The organism is Mesorhizobium sp. M0496 (assembly GCF_040321205.1).
Taxonomy (GTDB): Bacteria; Pseudomonadota; Alphaproteobacteria; order Rhizobiales; family Rhizobiaceae; genus Mesorhizobium.
The window spans coordinates 13,183-36,230 of the sequence record NZ_JAMYRC010000017.1 but is presented as its reverse complement, the minus strand read 5'-3'; the positions used below and the strand labels follow the sequence as shown (position 1 = coordinate 36,230).

The 23,048-nt window shown below is 62.9% G+C and carries 24 protein-coding genes; 11 read left to right on the top strand and 13 right to left on the bottom strand.

The features are described from left to right. Positions 1-4: 4 nt before the first annotated feature. The 5 genes from NKI73_RS16455 to NKI73_RS16435 all read right to left on the bottom strand — a co-directional run bounded on the left by NKI73_RS16455 (position 5) and on the right by NKI73_RS16435 (position 5,383). Positions 5-901: a carbohydrate ABC transporter permease gene (locus tag NKI73_RS16455; protein ID WP_352631415.1), complete on the bottom strand. Its 897-nt coding sequence runs from the start codon at positions 899-901 to the stop codon at positions 5-7. 136 nt (positions 902-1,037) lie between these two features. Further along, positions 1,038-2,285 carry an ABC transporter substrate-binding protein gene (locus NKI73_RS16450; RefSeq protein WP_352631413.1) on the bottom strand — a complete coding sequence of 416 codons (1,248 nt, stop codon included), beginning with the start codon at positions 2,283-2,285 and terminating at the stop codon, positions 1,038-1,040. A 110-nt stretch (positions 2,286-2,395) separates the two neighbouring features. Continuing rightward, entirely contained in the window at positions 2,396-3,541 is a 1,146-nt protein-coding gene (locus NKI73_RS16445; protein ID WP_352631411.1) for an ABC transporter ATP-binding protein, read from the bottom strand. 87 nt (positions 3,542-3,628) lie between these two features. Beyond that, entirely contained in the window at positions 3,629-4,579 is a 951-nt protein-coding gene (locus NKI73_RS16440; RefSeq protein WP_352631409.1) for a PfkB family carbohydrate kinase, read from the bottom strand. A 3-nt stretch (positions 4,580-4,582) separates the two neighbouring features. After that, positions 4,583-5,383 (bottom strand): beta/alpha barrel domain-containing protein, encoded by an 801-nt coding sequence (locus tag NKI73_RS16435; protein WP_352631407.1) that lies wholly within the window; start codon positions 5,381-5,383, stop codon positions 4,583-4,585. A gap of 162 nt (positions 5,384-5,545) precedes the next feature. Between NKI73_RS16435 and NKI73_RS16430 the strand changes: the two genes are divergently transcribed. The 3 genes from NKI73_RS16430 (at position 5,546) to NKI73_RS16420 (ending at position 8,696) form a co-directional block, all read left to right on the top strand. Continuing rightward, positions 5,546-6,307 carry a DeoR/GlpR family DNA-binding transcription regulator gene (locus NKI73_RS16430; protein ID WP_352631405.1) on the top strand — a complete coding sequence of 254 codons (762 nt, stop codon included), beginning with the start codon at positions 5,546-5,548 and terminating at the stop codon, positions 6,305-6,307. Positions 6,308-6,577: 270 nt separating this feature from the next. Beyond that, entirely contained in the window at positions 6,578-7,726 is a 1,149-nt protein-coding gene (locus NKI73_RS16425; RefSeq protein WP_352631403.1) for a Gfo/Idh/MocA family protein, read from the top strand. A 10-nt stretch (positions 7,727-7,736) separates the two neighbouring features. Next, positions 7,737-8,696, top strand: coding sequence for an alpha/beta hydrolase (locus tag NKI73_RS16420; RefSeq protein WP_352631401.1), 960 nt, complete (start codon positions 7,737-7,739; stop codon positions 8,694-8,696). On the opposite strand, the gene NKI73_RS16415 is transcribed toward NKI73_RS16420, so the two are convergent. Continuing rightward, on the bottom strand, positions 8,693-9,727 hold the full coding sequence (locus NKI73_RS16415) for a LacI family DNA-binding transcriptional regulator (protein WP_352631399.1): 1,035 nt from the start codon (positions 9,725-9,727) through the stop codon (positions 8,693-8,695). The genes NKI73_RS16420 and NKI73_RS16415 overlap by 4 nt on opposite strands. A gap of 355 nt (positions 9,728-10,082) precedes the next feature. Here NKI73_RS16415 and rsgA point away from each other — a divergent pair, with 355 nt between their 5' ends. Further along, positions 10,083-11,108, top strand: a complete 1,026-nt coding sequence (gene rsgA / locus NKI73_RS16410; RefSeq protein ID WP_352631397.1) for a ribosome small subunit-dependent GTPase A — start codon at positions 10,083-10,085, stop codon at positions 11,106-11,108. Positions 11,109-11,126: 18 nt separating this feature from the next. Here rsgA and NKI73_RS16405 read toward each other — a convergent pair whose 3' ends face one another. Further along, positions 11,127-11,660: a sterol desaturase family protein gene (locus NKI73_RS16405; protein WP_352631527.1), complete on the bottom strand. Its 534-nt coding sequence runs from the start codon at positions 11,658-11,660 to the stop codon at positions 11,127-11,129. A 185-nt stretch (positions 11,661-11,845) separates the two neighbouring features. Between NKI73_RS16405 and NKI73_RS16400 the strand changes: the two genes are divergently transcribed. Continuing rightward, positions 11,846-12,316 carry an NUDIX hydrolase gene (locus NKI73_RS16400; RefSeq protein ID WP_352631395.1) on the top strand — a complete coding sequence of 157 codons (471 nt, stop codon included), beginning with the start codon at positions 11,846-11,848 and terminating at the stop codon, positions 12,314-12,316. Positions 12,317-12,326: 10 nt separating this feature from the next. Here the strand turns inward: NKI73_RS16400 and pobA are convergent, their stop codons facing one another. From pobA to pcaD, 6 genes are read right to left on the bottom strand one after another with little or no spacing between them, the layout of a single operon-like run. Then, entirely contained in the window at positions 12,327-13,499 is a 1,173-nt protein-coding gene (gene pobA, locus NKI73_RS16395; protein WP_352631393.1) for a 4-hydroxybenzoate 3-monooxygenase, read from the bottom strand. Continuing rightward, positions 13,499-14,551, bottom strand: a complete 1,053-nt coding sequence (locus NKI73_RS16390; protein WP_352631391.1) for a 3-carboxy-cis,cis-muconate cycloisomerase — start codon at positions 14,549-14,551, stop codon at positions 13,499-13,501. The genes pobA and NKI73_RS16390 overlap by 1 nt, the downstream gene beginning before the upstream one ends. Positions 14,552-14,563: 12 nt before the next feature. Then, positions 14,564-15,178 (bottom strand): protocatechuate 3,4-dioxygenase subunit alpha, encoded by a 615-nt coding sequence (gene pcaG, locus NKI73_RS16385; protein WP_352631389.1) that lies wholly within the window; start codon positions 15,176-15,178, stop codon positions 14,564-14,566. Continuing rightward, positions 15,178-15,933 carry a protocatechuate 3,4-dioxygenase subunit beta gene (pcaH, locus tag NKI73_RS16380; protein WP_352631385.1) on the bottom strand — a complete coding sequence of 252 codons (756 nt, stop codon included), beginning with the start codon at positions 15,931-15,933 and terminating at the stop codon, positions 15,178-15,180. Before pcaH ends, pcaG begins: the two co-directional genes overlap by 1 nt. Continuing rightward, complete coding sequence (gene pcaC, locus NKI73_RS16375) at positions 15,923-16,330, bottom strand: 4-carboxymuconolactone decarboxylase (protein ID WP_352631383.1); 408 nt, start codon at positions 16,328-16,330, stop codon at positions 15,923-15,925. The genes pcaH and pcaC overlap by 11 nt, the downstream gene beginning before the upstream one ends. After that, positions 16,323-17,132, bottom strand: coding sequence for a 3-oxoadipate enol-lactonase (pcaD, locus tag NKI73_RS16370; RefSeq protein ID WP_352631381.1), 810 nt, complete (start codon positions 17,130-17,132; stop codon positions 16,323-16,325). The genes pcaC and pcaD overlap by 8 nt, the downstream gene beginning before the upstream one ends. 93 nt (positions 17,133-17,225) lie before the next feature. On the opposite strand from pcaD, the gene pcaQ reads away from it, so the two are divergent. The 6 genes from pcaQ (at position 17,226) to NKI73_RS16340 (ending at position 23,047) form a co-directional block, all read left to right on the top strand. Continuing rightward, positions 17,226-18,143, top strand: a complete 918-nt coding sequence (pcaQ, locus tag NKI73_RS16365) for a pca operon transcription factor PcaQ (RefSeq protein WP_352631379.1) — start codon at positions 17,226-17,228, stop codon at positions 18,141-18,143. Positions 18,144-18,286: 143 nt separating this feature from the next. Further along, positions 18,287-19,603: an ABC transporter substrate-binding protein gene (locus NKI73_RS16360; RefSeq protein ID WP_352631377.1), complete on the top strand. Its 1,317-nt coding sequence runs from the start codon at positions 18,287-18,289 to the stop codon at positions 19,601-19,603. Between the two features lie 21 nt (positions 19,604-19,624). Next, positions 19,625-20,368 carry an ABC transporter ATP-binding protein gene (locus NKI73_RS16355; RefSeq protein WP_352631525.1) on the top strand — a complete coding sequence of 248 codons (744 nt, stop codon included), beginning with the start codon at positions 19,625-19,627 and terminating at the stop codon, positions 20,366-20,368. Further along, a complete protein-coding gene (locus NKI73_RS16350; protein ID WP_352631375.1) occupies positions 20,365-21,093 on the top strand; it encodes an ABC transporter ATP-binding protein in 729 nt (242 codons plus the stop codon). The genes NKI73_RS16355 and NKI73_RS16350 overlap by 4 nt, the downstream gene beginning before the upstream one ends. Continuing rightward, on the top strand, positions 21,090-21,986 hold the full coding sequence (locus NKI73_RS16345) for a branched-chain amino acid ABC transporter permease (RefSeq protein WP_352631373.1): 897 nt from the start codon (positions 21,090-21,092) through the stop codon (positions 21,984-21,986). The genes NKI73_RS16350 and NKI73_RS16345 overlap by 4 nt, the downstream gene beginning before the upstream one ends. Beyond that, positions 21,983-23,047 (top strand): branched-chain amino acid ABC transporter permease, encoded by a 1,065-nt coding sequence (locus NKI73_RS16340; RefSeq protein WP_352631371.1) that lies wholly within the window; start codon positions 21,983-21,985, stop codon positions 23,045-23,047. Before NKI73_RS16345 ends, NKI73_RS16340 begins: the two co-directional genes overlap by 4 nt. Position 23,048: the final 1 nt, after the last annotated feature.

Genomic DNA, 23,048 nt, shown 5'->3' with positions numbered 1-23,048 from the left:
GTGACTACCGAGCCTTTTGATAGCGAATATAGAACAGCGTCAGGCCGAGAGAGATCAACAAGATGACCACAGCGCTCGCCGAAGCCTGCGACAGGTTGTAGCTCGAAAACGCCAGCTTGTACGTGTAGGTGCTGAGAACCTCGGTCGAGTAGATCGGGCCACCGCCCGTCGTTATCCAGATTAACGGGAAGACCTGCATGGTCCAGATGAAGTCGAGCAGCGAGATGCTGATGATGATCGGCATGAGCATCGGGATGGTGATGAAGATCAGCTTCTGGTAGGCTTTCGCCCCGTCGATATCGGCGGCCTCGTAGAAATCCTTGGGAATGCCCTGCAAACCCGCGAGCAGGCTGACCATGAAGAGCGGATAGCCCGCCCAGATATTGGCAAAGGTGACGGCGTGCAGCGCGGTCTCAGGCGAGGAAAACCATTCGACCTTGGAACCGATGACGCCGATTTGCATGAGAATGCTATTCACGACACCGTTCGGCTCAAGCAGGAGGCGCCAGATCACGGCGATAATCACTGCGGTGAATAGCCAGGGCAGTATGTAGAGCACGCGCAGAATATTGCGCAGCGTCGGATTGATGCGGTCGCTGTTCAGCATGAGCGCGAAGATCATGCCGATGGTCATGTGGAAAATGACGCTCATGCATGTGAAGTAGAGCGTGTGCCACAGCGAAGCCCAGAATACGGGATCGTCGAAGATCGCCTGGTAGTGTTTCAGTCCGGCAAAGGATGGGTCGCGACGCAGCACCGCGCTGTTCTGGAACGAGTAGGCAATCACCGTCACCATCGGCAGCAGCATCAGAAGCCCGATTGTGAGCAGCGAGGGCGACAGATAGAGGTAGGGTGCGACCGCTCGTTTCAGCTTGTGGTGGGAGCGCTTTTGCCGGGTCATGTGCCAACCTTGGGATACGCCTTCAAGAGAAGGTAAGCTTCGAACAGGTCCATCTCAAATTGCCGATCCGTTGTTGCCGGGTGGCCTGCCCCCAGTCACGCCACCCGGTCGAAGATAGCAACCGGGAACAGGCCGATCAGAATTTCGCCATCCAGCCCTTCTGAGCGGTGGCCGCGGCTTGTTCCGGAGACTGCTCGCCGGCGAGCATCTTCTGGGCTTGCACGTCGAACTGGGTCATCAGGTCTTCAGCCACCGGCAGGCCCGTGAACTCATTGGCGAGATAACCGGTCTTGAAGATTTCAAAAGCCTTGCCGAAAGCCTTGTCCGAGGTCACGAAATCGGGCTTGGCGTTGACGTTGCCCGGGAAGGCGTTTGCAAGCGACACGAGCTTGGCGTTCACCTTTTCACTCATCAGATATTGGACGAGTTTCCAGGCCTCTTCCTGATGTTTCGAGGCAGCAGAGATGCCGATGCCCCAGGAGGCATAGGGAAGGCCGCGCTTGCCGGTATAGTTTTCCACGACTGGGACCGGGATGAGGTCGAAGTTCAGCTTGGGATTGCGCTTGCGGATGAGGTTCACATGCGCGAGCGAGTCGATCATCATCCCGACGCGGTCGTTGACGAACTCCTCGACCTTTTCCTGCTCGGTCTTGGTGGCGATGCCGGGCGAGATGGTGCCGGCGTCGTTGAGTGATTTGACGAAGGTGAGCATATCCACCACCGGTTTGCCCTCAAGGCCTGGCTTGCCGTTCGCCATCATCGACTGACCCGAAGCCCAAACCCATGACATCATGTCGTTCTGGACGCCGGATGGCGTTTGCAGCGACAGGGGCAGCACCCAGCCATACTGGTTCTTGTCGGCGTGCGTCATCTTCTTGGCGGCTTCGAGAAACTCCGCACGGGTCGACGGCAGCTTGGTCACGCCTGCCTGGGCGGCGAGGTCCAAATTCACGAAGACCGGATAGACGAAGGAAGCCACGGGAAACATCACCGCCTTGCCGTCCACCTTGATGATGTCCGCGACCTGGCTCTTGTCGAAACCGCTCGCATCCATCATCGGATTCATGTCGGCGAGTGCGTTCTGCGCATTCAGATTGTTCACCCAGGCACCGTCGAGACCGACGACGTCGCTGAGCGTTCCGGTTGCAGCCCCAACCGAGATCTGGTCTCGCGTGGTCGCGTAGGGGCCGCTGACCAGCGTCACCTTGATTCCGGGGTTTGCGGCCTCGAAGTCATCCATGATTGCCCTGAGCGAGCCAGCCGGCAATTCGGGCTCCCACCATTGGGTGAATTCCAGCGCCGTATCCGCCATGGCGCCGGTTGCGCCAAGCAACCATGCGGCCGCGGCTATTTTCAGCATCGCTGGTTTTATACGAAACGTCATTTTCTCCTCCTTCTTTATATTCGACCGCACAATGCGGCCGATCGTCTGGTTATTCAGAAGTCTCCTTATGCAGGCGCCTCGCCCTCGCCCGCGGGTCTTGTCGCGAATATTCAGATCGCCAGATGCGTCTCGGGATCGAAGAAATGGAGCTTAGCGTCATCCAGGGCCAACCTGATTTCCGAGCCGGAGCAGACTGTGCTGACCGGTTCGAATTTCGCCACCGCATTCGACGCCAAGCCGAAATCCTGCACCGCGTCAGGATCGCCGGAGTCCACCCGGACCGCGTCGATGTTGAGATGTACGATATGTTCGGATCCGAGTTCTTCGATCGAGGTCACCTTTGCCGGTATCGTCTGATACTTACGGCCGGATTCGAGGCTGCTGTCATAGAGATCCTCCGGTCGTATCCCGAACACGACCTTGCGCCCCGCATACGACCTCAAGTCCGGCCTGCGCACGAAGGCTGCATCCTGCAGCCGGATGGCTAAGGCGCCGGACATCAGTTCGTCGCCCGTCAGGGTCGCCTCGAAAAGGTTCATTGAAGGAGACCCGATGAAGCCGGCAACGAAGGCGTTCACCGGCGATTCATAGAGCCTCTTGGGTGTGTCGACCTGCTGCAGCACGCCGCCTTTCAACACCGCGACCCGGTCGCCCATCGTCATGGCTTCGGTTTGGTCGTGGGTCACATATATGGTCGTTACGCCGAGCTGCTTTTGCAGACTGGTAATTTCGGCGCGCATTTGAACGCGCAGTTTCGCGTCCAGATTGGAAAGGGGTTCGTCCATGAGAAAGGCTGCCGGCTCGCGCACCATGGCGCGGCCCATGGCAACCCTTTGACGCTGTCCGCCGGAAAGGTTGGCGGGTTTGCTGTCCAGCAAGGACGTCAGCTGAAGGGTCTTGGCGATCTCGTCCACGCGCTTTTTGCGCTCGGCCTTCGGCTTGCCCGCCAGCCGCATCGAAAAGCCGATGTTTTCGAACACCGTCATATGCGGGTAGAGGGCGTAGCTCTGGAAGACCATCGCGATGTCGCGGTCCTTGGGCGGCATGTCGACAACGTCGACTCCGCCGATCCGAAGGCTGCCGCTGGTGACGTCCTCCAATCCCGCGATCATCCGCAACGCGGTGGATTTGCCACAGCCGGACGGCCCGACGAGAATCAAAAACTCGCCATCTTCGACCGACAGGTTCAATTGGTCGATTGCGTGAAAATTGTTCCCGTATGTCTTGCAGATATTCTCAAGAACGACTTCTGCCATATTCCTCCCTCCACAAGTCTAAGCCACTGATTTTATGATTGTCCTCGGCTTATGTTCACCTGCGAAATGTTCCTCGGATAGTTCGGACTAAGTTCCGGTATCGAGCCGCGCATATTTCAGTTCGACTGCCGACGGCGCGTTCGTCGATGCCAGAAGTTCCATGACCTGGTCGTTGGTCGGAAGCGCCTCGCGCCCGCCCCGCCCCGTTATTGAAAGGGCCGCCGCCGCGGCCGCGAATGCGACCCGGCCTGCGGTGTCGGCCCCGCGCGCCAATGCAAGGGCATAGGCGCCATGAAAGCAGTCACCGGCGCCGGTCGAGTCGACGACGGCAACCCGGTGCGGAGGCAGGTGCCAGAGCCCTGTCTCGTCGCGTCCGCGATAGAAGACGCCCCTGCCACCATCCGTCAGAACCACGGCGGACCGCGACGGCAACCACAATGCATCGAGTATCTCGGCCGGTGACCGGCGGCCCGTGGCCGTCCGCGCAAAGCCGAGCGGAAGAATAAGATGGTCGCAGAGCCCGATCAGTCTCTCGGTGGCTGGGCCGCGGCTCCATTCGACATCGCCGAGGATCGCAAGGCCGAGATCGCGAGCCCGAGCCACGACATCCAGCGACCCGATCCCGTAACTATCGACGATCAGGACGGTCGCGCGGCTGAGGACCTCGTCCGGAAAGTCCGGCGCGGTGCCCAGCATCGCTTCGTCGTCATACGCGATGAACCGCTCGCCATCCGAACCGACGGTGATCCGCGAGCGCACCGGACGCGCGTGCGGGTGGCGCGGCGCGAACGCGGTTTCAACGCCGCTCGCAACGAGATCGCACAACACGGCGTCGTCGGCGGCACTGCCCAGCCATCCGACGAAGCCGGCGGTTCCGCCGAGCCGCGCGACGGCGGCAAGTGCCGTCGCGACATTTCCCCCGAAAGCTCGGGCACTTTGCAGAACCTTCCCCTTGCCCGCCGACAACGGCTGATCGACATAGACGATGTCGTCGATCGCAATAGCTCCGAAGCCGAGGATCGAAGGGACGGTGGGCATCGTTCAGGCACCCGCCTTCGCCAAGGCGTCTTGCGCCGAAAGGCCGTCGTGGATGACGCCCCGAAAGGCAATCGCTGACTTTTCCGGATCGCCATGCCCCCAGAGATTGCGGCCCACCACGGCACCGCGCGCGCCGGCACGGATGGCGTCCGCCGTCTGCTGAAGGGCGCCGAGCAGCGTGTCGGTCTTCGGACCACCGGCGATCACAACCGGCACCGGGCAGGTCCGGACGGTCTCTCGAAACGATTCGAAATCGCCCGTGTAACCGATCTTGATCACGTCGACGCCGGACTCGTAGCCGATACGTGCCGCATAGGCGATCTCGGCGGGGGTGAAGACGATTTTTGCCCCGTCGGTGAAATCGCGAGGGTAGATATGCGCCACCACCGGCATGCCGTAACGGGCCGCCGCATTCACCGAATCGGTCAGCCAGCGTATGTATTTGCCCTCGGTTGCGCCGCGCACCGGAATGGCCACGGCCAACGCGTCGGCGCCAGCGCGCACCGCATCCTCGGGCGTTGCGATCAGTTCACTGATGCGATCGTCTGGGGTGAAGCAGCCGGCCTGGATCACCAGGGAAGCCTTGCCCGCATATTGCGGCCACAGATGGCGCGCGGTGCCAGGCTGGATGCTGACGTAGTCGGGTTTGCCTACCATGACGCGTGCAAGCGCGCCCGGCAGATCGGCAAGACCTCCTTTGCGCACGTCGCCATAGCCGACAAAGTGGTCGACCGCGCCGCCAAAAAGATTCCCCGATGGATGTGAGAAGAGGCGCGCCAGGCGCACCTTGGTTCCGAGGCTCATGAGTCCAAAACTCTCCAATCGATTGATTTCAAAATCCTGGACCCAGTGTTTGCGAAAGAAAGGACAAATGCAATCTTTCGAAAGCTTTCGAATTCGCGTATTTTTGGTAGAGTGAACCGAGGCCAGGGCGATCGCTTGGCGCATGGAGGCAAGGACAGGGCAATGTTGTCAGAGCAGAGACGCCAATCGATCCTGGGTGAAGTGCAACGCAGCGGACAGGTTCGCATCAAGGACCTGTCAGACGATTTTGGCGTGTCGGAAGTCACGGTGCGCTCCGACCTCGAGATACTGGACCGCAAGGGACTGCTGACCAAGACCCGTGGAGGCGCAGTGACCCGGACCACGGATTCGACCACGGCCGCGTTCGCCCGGCGGATGCAAACGAACCTCGATGCAAAGAAACGCATCGCCCGGGCAGCGATAGAACTGTTCGAGGACAACCAATCGGTCATCTTCGACGGCGGCTCGACATTGATGCAGGTTGCCATGCTGTTACCGCCGCTCAGCAATGTCGTGGTCGCGGCCACGGCGATGAATATCGTGCAGCATCTGATGCATCGGCCCGGGCTCGACGTTCACATGATCGGTGGCCGGGTCTATCCAGACACGGTGAGCACGCTGATTACCGATGCCGACACCGCTCTCGGCGGCTTGGTAGCGCATCAGGTCCTTGTTGGAGCGCATGCGATTGACTCGTCACTGGATGTGGTCGACGTGAACGAAGACATGGCGCGAACGAAGCGAAACCTCGTGCGCATGGCCCGGCGCGTTGTCCTCCTTGCGGATTCGAGCAAATGGGGCGTCAGCGGGACCTCCAAGGCCTTTTCGCTGTCGAGCGTCGATGTTGTGATCACCGACGATGGCCTGTCCGGCCCGATACGCAGCCAGCTTGATAGGACCGGGGCCAAGGTGATCTATGCCTGACCCCGTCGCCGTCCCTGGCCGTGACGGAAATATCCAACGCGCTCATACCCCACGGGATTCGCATCGGCGGTCGGCCGTTTTTTCATGTCTGTCATTTTCTCCTCCTAGGGCCGGCAGCCTCCCGAAATATCGCGCCAGCGTTTTCGCATGTTGTATAAAAATTTTACGCGCGTCAATATTTAAAATGTTGTATAGCCCCGTCGAAGGCGATCCGTTGCCGGCTGGGCGGATCCAGCAGACCCATCACCGCATTGGGAGGTACGATCTAGAATGCACGGAAAATCAAAGACGAAATTCGGGATCGGCGTCATCGGATGCGGCAATATCTCGATGACCTATCTGCGCAATACCGCGCTCTTCGGCGGGATCGAATTGCGTGCCTGCGCCGATATCTCGGCCGAGATGGCGGCTGTGCGGGCGAAAGAATACGGCATCCAGGCACTCGGCGTCGATGCGCTGCTGGCCGACCCCGAGATCGATCTCGTCCTCAACCTGACCATTCCGGCGGCGCATTTCGACATTTCGTTTGCCGCACTTTCGGCCGGCAAGCACGTGTTCACCGAAAAGCCGCTTGCCACCTCGGCCGCCGATGGACAGCGCCTGGTCAACGAGGCGAAGTCACGCGGCCTGCTGCTCGGCTCGGCGCCCGACACCTTCCTTGGTGCCGCCGGACGCCGGGCACGCCGGCTGATGGACGAGGGCGCCATCGGCCGTCCGGTAACCGGCACCGCCTTCATGATGGGCCGCGGCATGGAGCACTGGCATCCCAACCCGCAATTCTACTACCAGCCCGGCGGCGGTCCGGTGTTCGACATGGGCCCCTACTATCTGACCATGCTGGTCAATCTGCTCGGTCCGGTCGAGCGCGTCATGGCGATGGCAACACGCGGCCAGGAAGAACGGCTGATATCAGCCGACGGGCCGTTCAAGAACACCACATTCAAGGTCGGCACGCCGACCAACGTTTTGTCGCTGCTCGAATTCCGCTCCGGTGCGACCGTCACCTTCGGCGCCTCGTGGGATGTCTTTCGCCACTCCAACCACCCGATCGAGCTGCACGGCACGGAAGGCTCGCTGCGCCTGCCCGACCCCGACACGTTCGGCGGCACCGTATCGCTGTCGGAACGCGGCACTGAGTGGAAGGATTTCGCAAGCGAAGGCGAACTCTATGGCGCCCGCAACTGGCCCTATGCCGCGCCCGACCGCGCCAACTACCGCATGCTCGGCGTCGCCGATCTGCTGCGTTCGCTTCAAACCGGCAGCACACCGCGCGCTTCCGGCAATCTGGCGCTGCATGTGCTTGAGATCATGGAGGCGATCCTGCGTTCCGGCGAAACACAGGGCTCAGTCGCCATCGCGGGCGATGTCGTCCAGCCGGCCCTGCTGACCGAGGAAGAGGCGAGCAGCCTGCTGGCCTGAGGATATGACGATGACACTCGACCCGGATGCGCTGCGCGTCCTCGAAATCAGCCGCGCAGCCGGCGGCGAACCGTTCGAGACCGGCAGCGTGGCGGCAGCGCGCGCCGCCTACAATGCCTCGTTCCCGACGCTGCAGGGCGAGCGCGAGCCGGTCGCTGCGACCCTGGAACAGCAGATCGACGGGCCGAACGGGCCTGTTGCGCTCCGCGTCCATCGCGGCATCGGTGCGCCGCAAAGCGGGGCGCCGGCCCTGCTCTATCTGCATGGCGGCGGCTGGGTCATCGGCAATCTCGATTCGCACGACGAGATTTGCCGATGGCTGGCCAATCTCGCCGGCGCCGTCATTGCCTGTCCCGATTATCGCCTGGCACCGGAACACAGATTTCCCGCAGGATTGGAGGATGGCCTGGCAACGCTGCGCTTCATGGCGCAGAACGCCGCCGCTCTCGGCATCGACCGGGCCCGCATAGGCGTTGCCGGCGACAGCGCCGGCGGCAATCTCGCCGCCGTGCTGGCGCTGCTTTCCCGCCATGAGCTGGCGCCACCCATTACGGCGCAGATCCTGATCTATCCCAACACCGACGCACGGCAGACGTCTGACAGCTACCGGCGTTTCGGCGACGGCTTCGGGCTCACCGCAACCACCATGGCATGGTTCCGCGACCACTATGTGCGAACGCCCGACGACATGCTGGACAGGCGCATCTCGCCCTTGCTGGCGCCTGATCTCGCCGGTGTCGCGCCGGCTTTCGTGGCGCTTGCCGGCTGCGACATCCTCGCCGACGAAGGGACGGCCTATGCGGCGCGCCTGCAAGCCGCGGGCGTGCCCGTGATTCTGCGGCAATGGCCGGGCCAGACCCATGGCTTCGTCTCGATGGGACGCCATATCCCCGCCGCCCGGCAAGCGGTAGCCGAGGCGGTGGCTGCCTGGCGCCACTTCGAGAAGGGTTTGCTGACGCCGGACGCTTAGGCCGACTGACGCATCACCAGGGTGGCACCGAGCTTGACCGTGCGTGCCAGGCTTTGCTTCGGCGGATCGGCCTCATCCAGCAAGGCCAGCAGGATCTCGACACTACGGCCGGCCATGGCGGTGAAATCCTGCGCCATGGTGGTCAGCGCCGGACAAGTGTAGCGGCTCAGTGGATGATCGTCATGCGCGGCAACGCGCAGATCGCAGTCGGGCTTGCGACCGATCTTCAGGCCACGCGAGTACGCGGCCGCCATCACGCCAAAGGCGAGACGGTCATTGGCGCACAGGATGGTGCGGCCGGGCAAGGTGCCGGCCTCCAGCATTCTTTCCATCTGCTCGTAGCCGACGCGTTCGAAGTCCCAGGTGTAATCGCGCGCCGCCTCGATGACGACCGGCTTGAACCCGGCAGTTTCCATCGCGACGATGTAGCTTTCCTGGCGTTCGCCGGAGTTGTGGTTGACATGCGGAATGTCGAGATAGGCCGGGGGCTCACCCGACCGGCAGAGATAATCGACGATGGTCGACACGCTCTGCCGGTTGTCGTTGCCGACGAACGGCGTATCGCCCTCGATATAGGTGTCGAAATAGACGATCGGAATGTCTTGCCCGAGCTTGTCGAAAACGCTGCGGTCGGAAGCCAGGCCGAGCGGGGCGATGATCGCGCCGGCGACCTTCAGCGACAGCAGCGTCCTGACCGACTCCGCCTCCAGCTTCGGCAAACCGTGCGAGGAGATGACGATCGGCCAGTAGCCTTCGTCGCGGCAGCGAAATTCGATGCGACTGACCATCTCGGCGTAGAACGGATCGGTGATCGTCGGCACGACGATGCCGATGTTGCGGGTGCGCTTGCGGTTGAGGTTGCGCGCGAAAAGGTTCGGCTGATAGTCCGAGGAGCGCAGGGCAGCTTCGATGCGCGCCCGTGTCGCCGGCTTCACGCTCGCTGGATCGTCGAAAAATTTGGACAGCGTCGGCCGAGACACGCCACATGCCTGGGCGAAGTCATCCATCGTGCGGTGCGTCTTCTCCGCCATCGATATTCCTGATCCCTTACCGTCATTGCCGAGCGGATGAGCCGTCACCAGTCATGCGGCCGTTGACCGGACGCAGCAATGCTTGACCGAACTTATTCTGTCAAATTTTTACAGTTCCCAATACAGCGCAAAAATATTACGTGCGTCAAATTATTTATTGGCGCCCTTAAATCGGCTGACGCACCGATGCAAACGCGCGGCGCGTTTGCCGCCCGACTATCGACCACGGCCCTGCTTGCCAAATGTCGCCACGCCGCCCATACACGGCTTGGGCAATCGCCCAGCCGAGGTCCACTTCTCCTTCGATTTTTTGCCAGGGATACTATCCAATGTCCGCGACGCCGTGGTCAAAGCCATGACGGATCGCTCCACGCCATCGCTCACCAGCCTGGGCTGGACGGATTTCTTCGGCGACCAGCTCGAGCCCGATGAAGCCCATCTCGTCCCGACGCGTATCGCCACGGTCCATCGCGACCGGCTGACCGGCCTGTCCCAGGCAGGGCCAGTCGATCTGACGCTGCCGGCGCAGGCGAACACCGGTGATTATGCCGTCGGCGACTGGGTGCTCGTCGACGCGCATGACAGGCTCGTGCAACGTCGCCTGACCCGCAGGACGGTGCTGGAACGGCGCACCCAGGGCGGCAGGGTGCCGCAGCTTGCCGCAGCCAATGTCGACACGCTGTTCATCGTCACCTCGTGCAATGCCGACTTCAATCCCGCCCGGCTCGAGCGCTATCTGGCGCTGGCCAACGAGGCCGGGACGACGCCGGTGATCCTGCTGACCAAGGCAGACACGGCTGAGGACGCCGAGGCGTACCAGAAGCAGGCTGCAGCACTTCAGCGTGGACTGGCCGTCGTGACGCTGAACCCGCGCACCGCAGATGCCGCGACCGCGCTGGTCGCCTGGTGCGGTGCTGGCCAGACGGTAGCGTTGATCGGCTCCTCGGGCGTCGGCAAATCGACGCTGGTCAACACGCTGGCCGGACCGGCGCAGCAATCGCCGCAACAGACCGGAGGCATTCGCGAACACGATGCCAAGGGACGCCACACCACCACATCGCGATCGCTGCACGCCATCGCCGGTGGCGGTTGGGTGATCGACACGCCAGGAATGCGGACGTTGCACGTCAGTGATGTCGCCTCCGGCATCGACACGCTGTTTGCCGAAATCACCGAACTCGCCCCGCTCTGCAAGTTCCGCGACTGCACGCATGTGCATGAGCCGGGCTGCGCGGTGCAGGCTGCCTTGAAGGCCGAGACGCTCGATCCGGAGCGCCTTGCCCGCTGGCGCAAACTGTCCGACGAAAACCAGCACAACACGCCGGTTCAGGGGGGGCCGCGCGGGGCCAAGTCTCCCGGCGGTCGCGGAAAGAGGCGTTGAGCGGCGAGGACTGAGGATTCAGAGCCGCGCTGTACCGAAGACCCGATCCCAAAGTGCCGACGTAACACCGAAATTGGCCGATTCGTCGATGTGATGATGCACGGCGTGGCGGCGCTTGAGCGTGTAGAGATAGCTCGGATGGGTGGTATGCCAGTGATGGATCATGTGGTGGATGCTGATGTACCAGAGGTATCCCAGCATCAGCCCGCAGCTTACACCGCTCGCGGTTGCGAAACCTGAAACCATCCAGACGGGCACAAATGCAACCAGCGCATGCACCCCGAGGCTGAGCCAGGTCGGCGTGCCCACCGAACTGCGCTCCTCGACATGGTGACGATCATGCAGGTCCTTGATGTAGGGAATGTGATGAAGGATGAACCTGTGCAGCACGTACTCGGTCAGCGTCCAAAGGAAGAGACAGACGAGGACAGTGCCTATCCAGCCTGGCGCACCCTCTTCGCCGGCCTCAAGCAGCCCGGCCACTGCCAGCACGGCGATCACCAGCGGATAGATCACGAAGTCGCTATAGTAGCCAATAAGACCCAGTTGCATCGTCACCTAGCCTTCGAGCCGCCAAATAAGCGATGGTATCAGATTGCCGGACTCGCGGATGAGGTGCAATGCAGACGCAGCTGACATAGCGTCGCAATGCCGTGGAGCAAGGTTCGCACCAACGATTCAGGCACAGTCGATAGGCTGCCGCCTTCGAAACCAACGTCGCAAACGGACGCATCACAATGGCAAAACGCAGTGCTGGGTTGCTGATCTATCGCCGCGGCGACGGCGGTCTCAGAGTGTTGCTGGTTCACCCGGGCGGGCCGTTCTGGGCGAAGAAGGACGACGGTGCGTGGTCGATACCGAAGGGCCTCGTCGGCGAGAACGAAGATGAGTTGGCGGCGGCTCAACGCGAGACCGAGGAAGAGCTCGGCGTCAAGGTCGATGGGTCCTTCACGCGTCTCGGCGATTACAGGCAACCGGGCGGGAAGATCGTCATCGCCTGGTCTGTCGAGGCGACCGTTGACATCGATGTCGCCGCCATCACGAGCAACATTTTTACCATGGAATGGCCGCCAAGGTCGGGATCCCTGAAGGAGTTCCCGGAGATCGACAGAGCGGGCTGGTTCACCTTGGCCGAGGCCGAGGTGAAAATCCTCAAGGGGCAGCGCCCGATGCTATTGGATTTTGCCAGGCAGCAAGGCGCCGGATGATCCGCAGGCCTCAGTACGGCAGGCCGACATAATTTTCGGCAAGTGCGGTCGATGCGGCACGCGATTGCACGAGGTAGTCGAGCTCGGCCTCCTGGATGCGCTGGCCGAAGTCGCCGGTGTCGGGAAAGCGGTGCAGCATCGTCGTCATCCACCAGGAGAAGCGCACTGCCTTCCAGACCCGTGCCAGCGCCTTGCCTGAATAAGCGTCGATGCCGGCGTGCGATTTCTCGACATAGAAGTCGCGCAAACCGGCGAAGAGATAGCGTACGTCGCTGGCGGCAAGGTTGAGGCCCTTGGCGCCGGTCGGCGGCACGATGTGGGCGGCGTCACCGACCAGGAAAAGCCTGCCGAAGCGCATTGGCTCGGCAACGAAAGAGCGCAGCGGCGCGATCGACTTCTCGAAGGATGGGCCGGTGACGACATTTGCCGCCGTCTGCTCGGGCAAGCGGCGGCGCAACTCGTCCCAAAAACGGTCGTCGGACCACGCCTCGACGCGATCGTCTTGCGGACATTGCACATAGTAGCGGCTGCGGTGCGTCGAGCGCATCGAGCACAGCGCAAAACCCCTTTCATGATTGGCGTAGACCAGTTCGTGATCGGCAGGCGGCACTTCGGCCAGCACGCCGAGCCAACCGAACGGATAGTGCCGTTCGAAGGTTTTCAGCGCATCCGCGGGTACAGATTTGCGGCTGACGCCGTGATAGCCGTCGCAGCCGGCAATGAAGTCGCAGTCGATGCGATGCGTGGCGCCGTCCCGGTCATAGGTGACGAAGGGCGCTGCGCCATCGAAATCGTGCGGCGTGACGTTTGCCGCCTCGTAGATCGTGGTCAGTCCTGCCGCGTCGCGCTTGTCCATCAGGTCGTGCGTCACCTCGGTCTGACCATAGACGGTGACATGCTTGCCGCCTGTCAGCGTCTCGAGGTCGATGCGGTGCAGGCGTCCGTCGAAGGCCAGCGAGATGCCGGAATGCGGCAGCCCCTCGGCGTGCAGCCGTGCCGCAGCACCCGCTTGCTCCAGCAATTCGACCGTGCCTTGTTCGAGCACCCCTGCCCGCACCCGGCCAAGCACATGCTCGCGGCTCGCGCGTTCCAGAGTGACCGTCTCGACGCCGATACCGGCCAGCAGCTGGCCGAGCAGCAGGCCGGACGGTCCCGAACCAATGATAACGACCTGGCTGCGCATCAGTGGCCGAGACTCTCGACCTGTGCGGCCAGTTCGGCGGCAAGGCGCAGCGAAGCGGCGGTTGCGACGGCCATCTGCGGCAGCAACAGCCATTCCAGCGTCCATGCCGCGCCCGAGCGCTCCTGTTCATGCACAAGCGCCTGATGCATGCCGGAAAGCTGCGTGGCGTTGAAGCGGGCAAGCGCCACCAGCGCTTCGGCCTTCACGGGGTTCTGCTTGTGCGGCATGGCCGACGAGCCGCCACCACCGGAAAGCTCGATCTCGGTTCCGCCTTGCGCCATCAGCGCAATGTCCTGGCCGAACTTGCCGAGGCTGCCGGTCACCAGCGACATCAGGCCGGCAAAGTCGGCGAGCGTGTCGCGCTGGCTATGCCATTGCGGTGCGTCGCCAAGGCCGAGTTTTGCGGCAAGGGCCGAGCGCACTGCCGGCCCCTTGTCATCAAGCTTTTCCAGCGTGCCGGCTGCACCGCCGAACTGCATCACCAGCAGGCGTCTCGATTGCTCCGAAAGCCTCTGCTGATGCCGTTGCAGCGGCGCCCGCCACGCCTTTACACGGTCCGCCACTTCGATCGGAATCGCCGGTTGCATGCGCGTTATACCGGTCAGCTCCCTGCCGCCAAAACGCTCTTCGAGCGAAGCGAGGCGCATGACGGTTTCGGTCAGCAGCAGATCGAGATGCTCGACGACGGATTTCAGCCGAAGCATCAGGCCGGTGTCGATGACATCCTGGCTGGTCGCGCCGAAATGCACTTTCTCGCCATGCGGTTCGCCGACCGCCGCTCTGATCTGGCGCACCAGTTCCGGCACAATGACGCCGTCCCTGGCGATAGCGGCCCGCAGCAAGGCAGTGTCGGGCGGGAACGTGGCCAGCGCTGCCACGATCGCTGCGGCATCATCCTTGGTGATGAACCCGGTTTCGGCCTCCGCTTCCGCCAGCGCACGTTCGAAAGCCAGCATCGCATCGATTTCCGCTTCGACGGAAAAGTACCGGCTCGCTACCTCGTCACCGAGAAGAGCGGAGAGCAGTGGATGATCGAAGGGCGATACGGTCATGGCGCGAGTCTCCTAGCTGTCGAAGAAGACCGTTTCCTTCTCCCCCTGGAGATGGACATCGAAGATGTAGGTATCGCCCTTGCGCTCGGCGATCAGCGTCGGCACGCGGATGCGGTGCTCGATGCGTGCCAGGATCGCATCCCCGGCATTGGCCTTTTCCTCATCGGAAAAATACAGCCGTGTGTGCAGGCCGAGATTGATGCCACGGGCGACGATCCAGAGTGTGATGTGCGGCGCCATCAGGCTACCATCGCTGAACGGCACCCGGCCCGGCTTGATCGTCTCAAACGTGCACAGGCCGGTGTCCATGTCGGTCGGGCAACGGCCCCAGCCGAAGAAATTCGGATCGGCAGCACCGCGCAGCTCGGCCGGTGAATTGTAGAGCCCGTCCGCATCGGCTTGCCAGATCTCGATCAGCGCGTCCTTGAGCGGCGTGCCGGTGCCGTCGAGCACCCGGATGCGCAGGCCGATGCGTTCGCCCTTGGTCTTGTCGTTGACCATGGTGGCGCCGAGATCGGTCGGGTAGACGCCGCCGATGCCGCAGAAATTGGGAGTCAGTCCGATGTGGACGTAAGGTCCCGCGGTCTGCGAGGGGCTTTCCCTAAGCCGGTCGAGCGACTGGGCCATCAATTGCCCTCCAGCCTGTTTTCGAACAGCGACGAGCGGCGCCCGCGCAACACGATGTCGAACTTGTAGGCGCGCGCGTCGAACGGGATCGTCGCCTGCATGTCGAGCGCGGCAATCAGCGTCTCGACGGCTGCCTTGTCGGGGATGCCGCGCGCGATCGGGCACTGCCAGATCAGCGGGTCGCCCTCGAAATACATCTGCGTGATCAGCCGCTGGGCAAAGCCATGGCCGAACACCGAGAAATGAATGTGCGAGGGGCGCCAGTCGTTCGGCCCGTTCGGCCAGGGATAGGGACCGGGCTTGACGGTACGAAAGGCATAGCCGCCATCCTCGCCCGATATGGCGCGGCCGCATCCGCCGAAATTCGGATCGAGCGGCGCCAGATAGCCGTCCTTCTTATGGCGATAGCGGCCGCCGGCATTAGCCTGCCAGAATTCGAGCAGCGCGCCGGGCACGCCAACGCCGCGTTCGTCGAGCACCCGCCCATAGACGATGATGCGCTCGCCGAGCGCACTTTCGCCGGGCCCGGCGAAATTGTGGATCAAATCGGCATCGAGTTCGCCCAGCATAGCGTGGCCGAAGACAGGGCCTGCTATTTCCGACAGTGTGTTGTCGAAAGCGAGCGGCGCCTTCTGCGGCGAGCGCAGCACTGAGGTCTTGTAGTTCGGCGTCAACGCGGGCGGATGCCAGGTCCGGTCACGCTGGAAGAAGGCGCCGGTCTCGGGCCTCCGGTTCGAGCCGGACTCAGCGGGCATTCTTGGCTCCGTCCATTTCCGAAAACACGTCCTTGGCGATCTTGAAGGCACGGTTAGCGGCCGGCACCCCGGCATAAATGGCGACATGCAAGAACGCCTCGCAAATATCGTCGCGCGAAGCACCGGTGTTGGCGGTGGCGCGCACATGCATGGCGACCTCCTCATCATGGCCGAGTGCGGCCAGCAGCGCCAGCGTGACGATCGAACGTTCGCGCTTGGTGAAACCCGGCCGCGCCCACACGGTACCCCAGGCGGCCTCGGTGATCAGTTCCTGGAAAGGCTGGTCGAAATCGGTGGCGGCGACCTCGGCCCGGTCGACATGCCGGTCGCCGAGCACGGAGCGTCGCACCGCGAGGCCGGTGCGATATCTGGCTTCGTTGCCGGGGACTTCATCCATGGGTTTCGGCTCCAGGGGCAAGCGATGCGATAAAATCGCGGATCAGGGCGACCAGCGCTTCAGGCTGTTCGACGCAAGGGATGTGGCCGGCGTCGCGGATGATTTCGAAGCGCGCGCCCGGGATCAGCTCGGCCAGGGAGCGGACAAGATCGGGAGGCGTCGAGCCATCCTGATCGCCGGCGACGCAGAGCGTCGGCACCGCGATGTGGCGTGCAGCATCGGTGAAATCCGCATCGCGAACCGCCACGCACGTCCCGATGTAGCCCGCAAGCGCTTGCCTGGTCATCATGTTCCAATAACCGTCCAGCTCGGCCAGACGCGCCGCGTGGAAGGCGGGGGTGAACCACACTTTGAGCACGCCATCCGCAACGGCCTGGATGCCCTTGCTTTCAACCGTCGCGATGCGTGTGTTCCAGCTGTCTGTCGTGCCGATCTTGTGGGCCGTGTCGCAAAGGATCAGGCCTTCGACCATTTCTGGGCGCCGGCGATAGAAGCCTTGTGCGATCAGGCCGCCGACCGACAGGCCGCACAGCACGACCTTGCTCAACCCGAAATGATCGATGAGCGCCGAGAGATCGTCGACATGATCGTCGATCGATCTGATGTCGCCGATATCGGACAGCCCATGGCCGCGTTTGTCATAGACCAGCAGCGGCATTTCACCATCGAGCGCCGTGACAATTTCGTCCCAGATCCGGAAGTCGGTGCCCAGCGAATTGATGAATATGATCGGGCGCGCATTGCCGGCCGCCTTGATGTGGCGATGGTGCAGCGTGATGCCGCCGATGGTGACGAATGGCACGATTTCGATCCTCCATCCCCACATTGCACAAGGCGTTTGGTTCGGTAAAATGATATTTTGTGCCATTTCATTAACTCAGGGGTTATCAAATCCATGTCCGTAGGCCGCATCCGGTTCCGCCACCTGCAGGCCTTCCTTGAAGTTGCGCGGCAGGGGAGCATGGCGCGGGCGGCCGATTTCCTGCATGTCAGCCCGCCGGCGGTGACCAAGACATTGCGCGAACTGGAAGAGGCGCTGGGTGTGGCGGTGGTCGAGCGCGACGGCCGCGGCATCAGGCTGACGCGCATCGGCGAAATCTTCCTTCGCCATGCCGGCACGGCGATCACGGCGCTGAAGCAAGGCGTCGATTCCGTCCGCCAGGACGGGGCGGTCAACCGGCACCCGATCCGTATCGGCGCGTTGCCGACAGTTTCGGCGCGGGTCATGCCGCTCGCTATGAGCCTGTTCCTCAGGGAGGGTACTGGTGCGGCGATCAAGATCGTCACCGGCGAGAACGCGGTGCTGCTCGAACAGTTGCGCACCGGCGCGCTCGATCTCGTCGTCGGACGGCTGGCGGCGCCGGAGAACATGACCGGTTTCTTCTTCGAGCACCTCTATTCTGAACCAGTGCTGTTCGTGGTGCGGGCGGGACATCCGCTGCTCAACCCGGGACAGGATGTGTTCGCACGGCTCGACGAATTCCCGATGCTGATGCCAACACGGGAATCGGTCATCCGTCCCTTCGTCGACCGCCTGTTCATCACCAACGGCATGACCGCGCCGGCAACCGAGATCGAAACCGTCTCGGACTCCTTCGGCCGCGCTTTCCTGCGGCAGAGCAATGCCGTCTGGATCATTTCGGCCGGCGTCGTTGCCAACGAACTCAGCAGCGGCGCCTTCGTCGCCTTGCCGGTCAACACCGACGAAACCAAGGGGCCAGTCGGCCTGACGATGCGCACCGACACGGCGCCCTCGCCGGCCTTCTCCATCCTGCTGCAGACCATCCGCGAAGCGGCACGACAAGGCAGCTGACGCCTGAGACCGTCCGAACTGAAAGCGGCCTCGATTGCGGAATTTCCTAACCCATGGGTTAATGAAACACCGCAAAATATCATTTTACCGAACCAAACCGCTGGTGCACTGTGACGATGGAGGACCACAAAGGGAGGAACAAGATGACGCACGCACTCGGCAGCAGATCCATTATTCCAGGCGTTTCGCGGCGCCAGTTCATCGCCGCCTCGATCGCCGGCGGTGCAGCGCTCACGCTTGGCGGCCGCAGCGCCTTTGCCCAGGCAGGCGACACGCTCAAGGTCGGCTTTGTCAGCCCGCGCACCGGACCGCTGGCCGGCTTCGGCCAGACCGACGGCTACGTGCTCGACCTGGCCCGCAAGGCTTTGGCCGGCGGCCTCGATATCGGCGGCAAGAAATACAGCGTCGAGATCCTCGATCAGGACACACAATCCGATCCGTCACGCGCCGGCCAGTTGGCCAAGGACCTGATCAATAACCAGGCCATCGACCTGATGCTGGCGGTATCGACGCCAGAGGTGATCAATCCGGTCGCCGATGCCTGCGAGGCCGCCGGCGTGCCGTGCCTGTCAACGGTCATGCCGTGGGAAGCCTGGTATTTCGGCCGCGGCGCCAAGCCCGATGTGCCCTCGCCGTTCAAATGGACCTATCATTTCGGCTTCGGCGTCGGCGAGTTCTTCAAGGCCTATATCTCGCAATGGAACCTGATCGAGACCAACAAGAAGGTCGGCGTCATGTATCCGAACGATGCCGACGGCAATGCCATCCGCGCCCATCTGGCACCGCTGCTGGCCAAGCAAGGTTTTACCATTGTCGATCCCGGCGCCTATGAGACCGGCACCACCGACTATTCCTCGCAGATCGCGCTATTCAAGCAGGAAGGCGTCGAGATCTTCAACTCATTCCCGATCCCGCCGGATTTCGCCGCGTTCTGGCGCCAGGCGGCGCAGCAGGGACTGATCAAGCAGATCAAGATCTGCCAGGTCGCCAAGACCGGACTGTTTCCGTCCGACATCGAGGCGCTCGGCGATCTCGGCGTGAAGATTTCGAGCGCCGCTTATTGGCACAAGGCCTTCCCCTACAAGTCGCCGCTGACCGGCGTTTCGGGCATCGAGCTGGCTGACGGCTACGAGGCGGCGAGCGGCAAGCAGTGGACGCAGCAGCTCGGCGCCTCCATGTCGCTGCTCGACGCCGGCTTCGAAGCGCTGAAGGCAAGCACCGACGCCAAGGACAAGGCGGCGGTGGCCAAGGCGTTGAGCACGCTCAAGACAGAGACAATGGTCGGCAAGGTCGACTTCACCAGCGGCCCCGTAGCCAATGTCTCGCCCGGCCCGATCATCGGCACGCAATGGGTCGCCGCCAAGGAAGGAGCCAAGTTCCCGCTCGATTATGTCGTGACCGAAAACGCCACGGACCCGAACGTGCCCGTCGAAGCCAAGCTTCTGCCTTACAACGGCTGATGGACCGCTGACGAGGATCACCTGGTGACCCATCCGCAACAACAGGCGATCCTCGCTGCCGCCGGTATCCACAAACGCTTCGGCGCGCTTGTGGTGCTGGATGCGGTCAACTTCAGCATGGATGCCGACGAGGCGGTCGGCATCGTCGGCCCGAACGGCGCCGGTAAGACCACGCTGCTCAGCGTGCTCGCCGGCGCCTTTCCGCCAAGTTCGGGCACGGTCAGCTTCAAGGGCGGCGATGTGACGCCACTGACGGCAACGCAGCGCTGCCGGCTCGGCCTGGTGCGCACGCATCAGGTGCCCAAACCGTTCAGCGGCATGACTACCTTCGAAAATGTCTTCGTCGCCGCCTCGCATGGCGCAGGCCTTAGCCGCGACGAGGCCTATGAGGAAGCGCTCGGTTCGCTGAAACTGTGCGGCATGCTTGGCGTTGCCAACCGGCGCGCCGAAACGCTCGGGCTGCTCGACCGCAAGCGGCTGGAACTGGCGCGCGCGCTGGCGGCCAGACCGACGCTGCTGCTGCTGGACGAGATCGGCGGCGGACTGACCGATGGCGAAGCGGGCGAGCTTGTCGACACGATCAAGGAATTGCGCCGGCGCAAGATCGGTATCGTCTGGATCGAGCACATCGTGCATATTCTCCTGCAGGTGGCAGAGCGGCTGATCTGCATGGACGCTGGCAAGATCATCGCCGATGGCGATCCGCAAACGGTGATAGCCGACCCCGAGGTCGTGCGCGCCTATCTCGGCGGAGGCCCGAAATGAGCCTGCTTGCGGTCGAGGACCTGGTTGTCCGGCACGGCCTGTTGCAGGCGGTGCGTGGTGTGAGTTTCACGATCGAACGCGGCGAAACGCTGGCACTGGTCGGCGCCAACGGCGCCGGCAAGACGACGCTGCTGAGGGCAATCGCCGGCGCGCACCAGCCGGCAGCCGGCCGCGTGCTGCTCGGCGGTGCCGATCTCACCAACGTGCCATCGCACAAGCGTGTCGGCATGGGCATCGCGCTGGTGCCTGAGGGGCGAAAACTGTTCGTGCAGATGACGGTCGAGGAAAACCTTCTGCTCGGCAAGACCGCCGGCCGGCCAGGTGACTGGAGCGTCGACAAGGTGCTTGAGATGTTCCCCAATCTGAAGCCACGCCGCCATGCCAAGACGGGCCACCTCTCTGGCGGCGAACAGCAGGCGACGGCGATCGGCCGGGCGCTGATGAGCAATCCGGACGTGCTATTGCTCGACGAGGTTTCACTTGGCCTGTCGCCGCTGATCGTCGACCGCGTCTATGCAGCACTTCAAGGTCTGATTGCCTCAGGCACCACGATCATCCTCGTCGAACAGGACCTCAACCGCGCGCTCGCGGTCTCCGACCGGGTCATCTGCATGCTCGAAGGGCGTGTCGCGCTCGAAGGGGCGAGCAAGGCGGTTTCGCGCGAGGAGGTGACGAAAGCCTATTTCGGCCTGCACCGGAAAAGCCCCGGGAGCGTTCCCGTATGAGCAACCAGATCATCCAGGGCATTCTTCTGGGCGGCTATTATGCGCTGATCGCCTGCGGACTGTCGTTCATGTTTTCAGTGATGCGCATCATCAACCTCGCCCATGGCAGCCTTGCCGTGTTCGCCGCCTTTGCGCTGTGGTGGCTCGCCTCGCGGTACCATGTCTCGCCATTTCTGGGCCTGATCATCGTGCTGCCGCTGATGGCGGCGATCGGCTGGGCGCTGCAGCGCTTCCTGCTCGAACGCAGTGCGCGCGGCGGTGCGCTGCTGCCCATCCTGACGACGTTTGGCCTCGCCATCGTCATCGACAATCTGCTGTTCGAGCAGTTTGGTGCCGACACCCGTTCGCTGGCGCCCTATATCGGCAGCCTGTCCTACGATTCCTGGGAATGGCCAGGCAGCATCTATGTCGGCAAGCTCGCCGTGATCATGTTTGCTACCGCCGTGATCCTGCTGGGCGGGCTGCAATTGTTTCTCACCCGCACAAGGCTTGGCCGCTCGATTCGCGCTACTTCGGAGGACCCCGATACGGCCGGCCTGGTCGGTGTCGATGCACGCCGGGCCAATGCGATCGCCTCGTCCATCGCCATGGTCACGGTCGGCCTTGCTGGCGCGTTCTTCGGCATGCGCGCCACCTTTGATCCCTATGCCGGCACGCCGCAACTGCTGTTCGCCTTCGAGGCGGCGGTGATCGGCGGCGCCGGTTCGTTGTGGGGGACGCTGATCGGCGGCATCGTGCTGGCGCTTGCCCAGACGCTCGGTGCGCAGGCGCATCCGCAAGGGTTTCTGATCGGCGGCCACGCAGTCTTCCTCGTCGTGCTGTTCGTGCGGCTTTCAACGTCAGGCCTCGGCCTGCGCGGCCTGCTGCGCTTTCCCATGAGGAAGCCAACATGAGCGCCGTCTCGGCCTCGCCGGTCATCGAGCGCGGCACGGCGACGTCGCGGATCGCCGCGATTGCGGTCGCCGTCATCATCGCGCTGCTAGCGATTGCACCACAGTTCCTGTCGAACGGCGCTGTCGACCGCATGACCGCGCTGTTCGTCTATGTGATCCTGGCGGCGATGTGGAATGCGCTGGCCGGCTTCGGTGGGCTGGTCTCGGTCGGCCAACAGGTGTTCTTCGGGCTCGGCGCCTATTTCGCCATCCGGCTGGCCGATGCCGGCCTCAACCCGTTCCTCGCGCTCTTCGCCTCTGGAACCATCGTTGGCGCGGTCTCCTGGCCGCTCTCGCTGTTCATGCTGCGGCTGAGGAACGGTGAGTTCGCCATCGGCATGTGGGTGATCGCGGCGTTGACGCATCTCCTGGTCAATCTCGACCGGCTGGTGCAAGGCGAAACCGGCACATCGCTGATCTCGCTCAATTTCTACGACGCCGGCACCAGACGCGTGACGATCTACTGGCTGGCGCTGGCCTCGATGACCGCCCTGCTCGCCATCCTGTTTGGCCTGCTGCGCGGCAGCACGGGTGCGGCGATCCGCGCGATCCGCGACAATGAGGATGCCGCCGCCTCGGTAGGCGTGCGTGTCACCGGCACCAAGCGGCTGCTGTTCGTGCTTGCCGCCTTCGGCATCGGCATTGCCGGCGCGCTGTGGCTGGCGACCTCGATCACCTTCCAGCCGAAGACCTACTTCAACGTGCAGTGGACCGCCTACATGATCTTCATGGTGCTGGTCGGCGGCATCGGCACGTTCGAGGGGGCCATTCTGGGGGCGCTGGTGTTCTTCCTCATCGAGACATGGTTCGGCGGCACCGGCGTCTGGTATCTGGTCGGGCTTGGCGCCACCGCGGTGCTGTTCTCGCTTTTCCTGCCGCACGGCCTGTGGGGGACGATCGAGGAGCGTTTTGGGCTTCTCCTGCTGCCGGTCGGTTACCGCGTAAGGCTTCCGGCGAACATCGCCGACGGCGGTACCGCGCCTTCGCCACAGCAAGCCGCAATACATCAGGAGAAGGCATGAC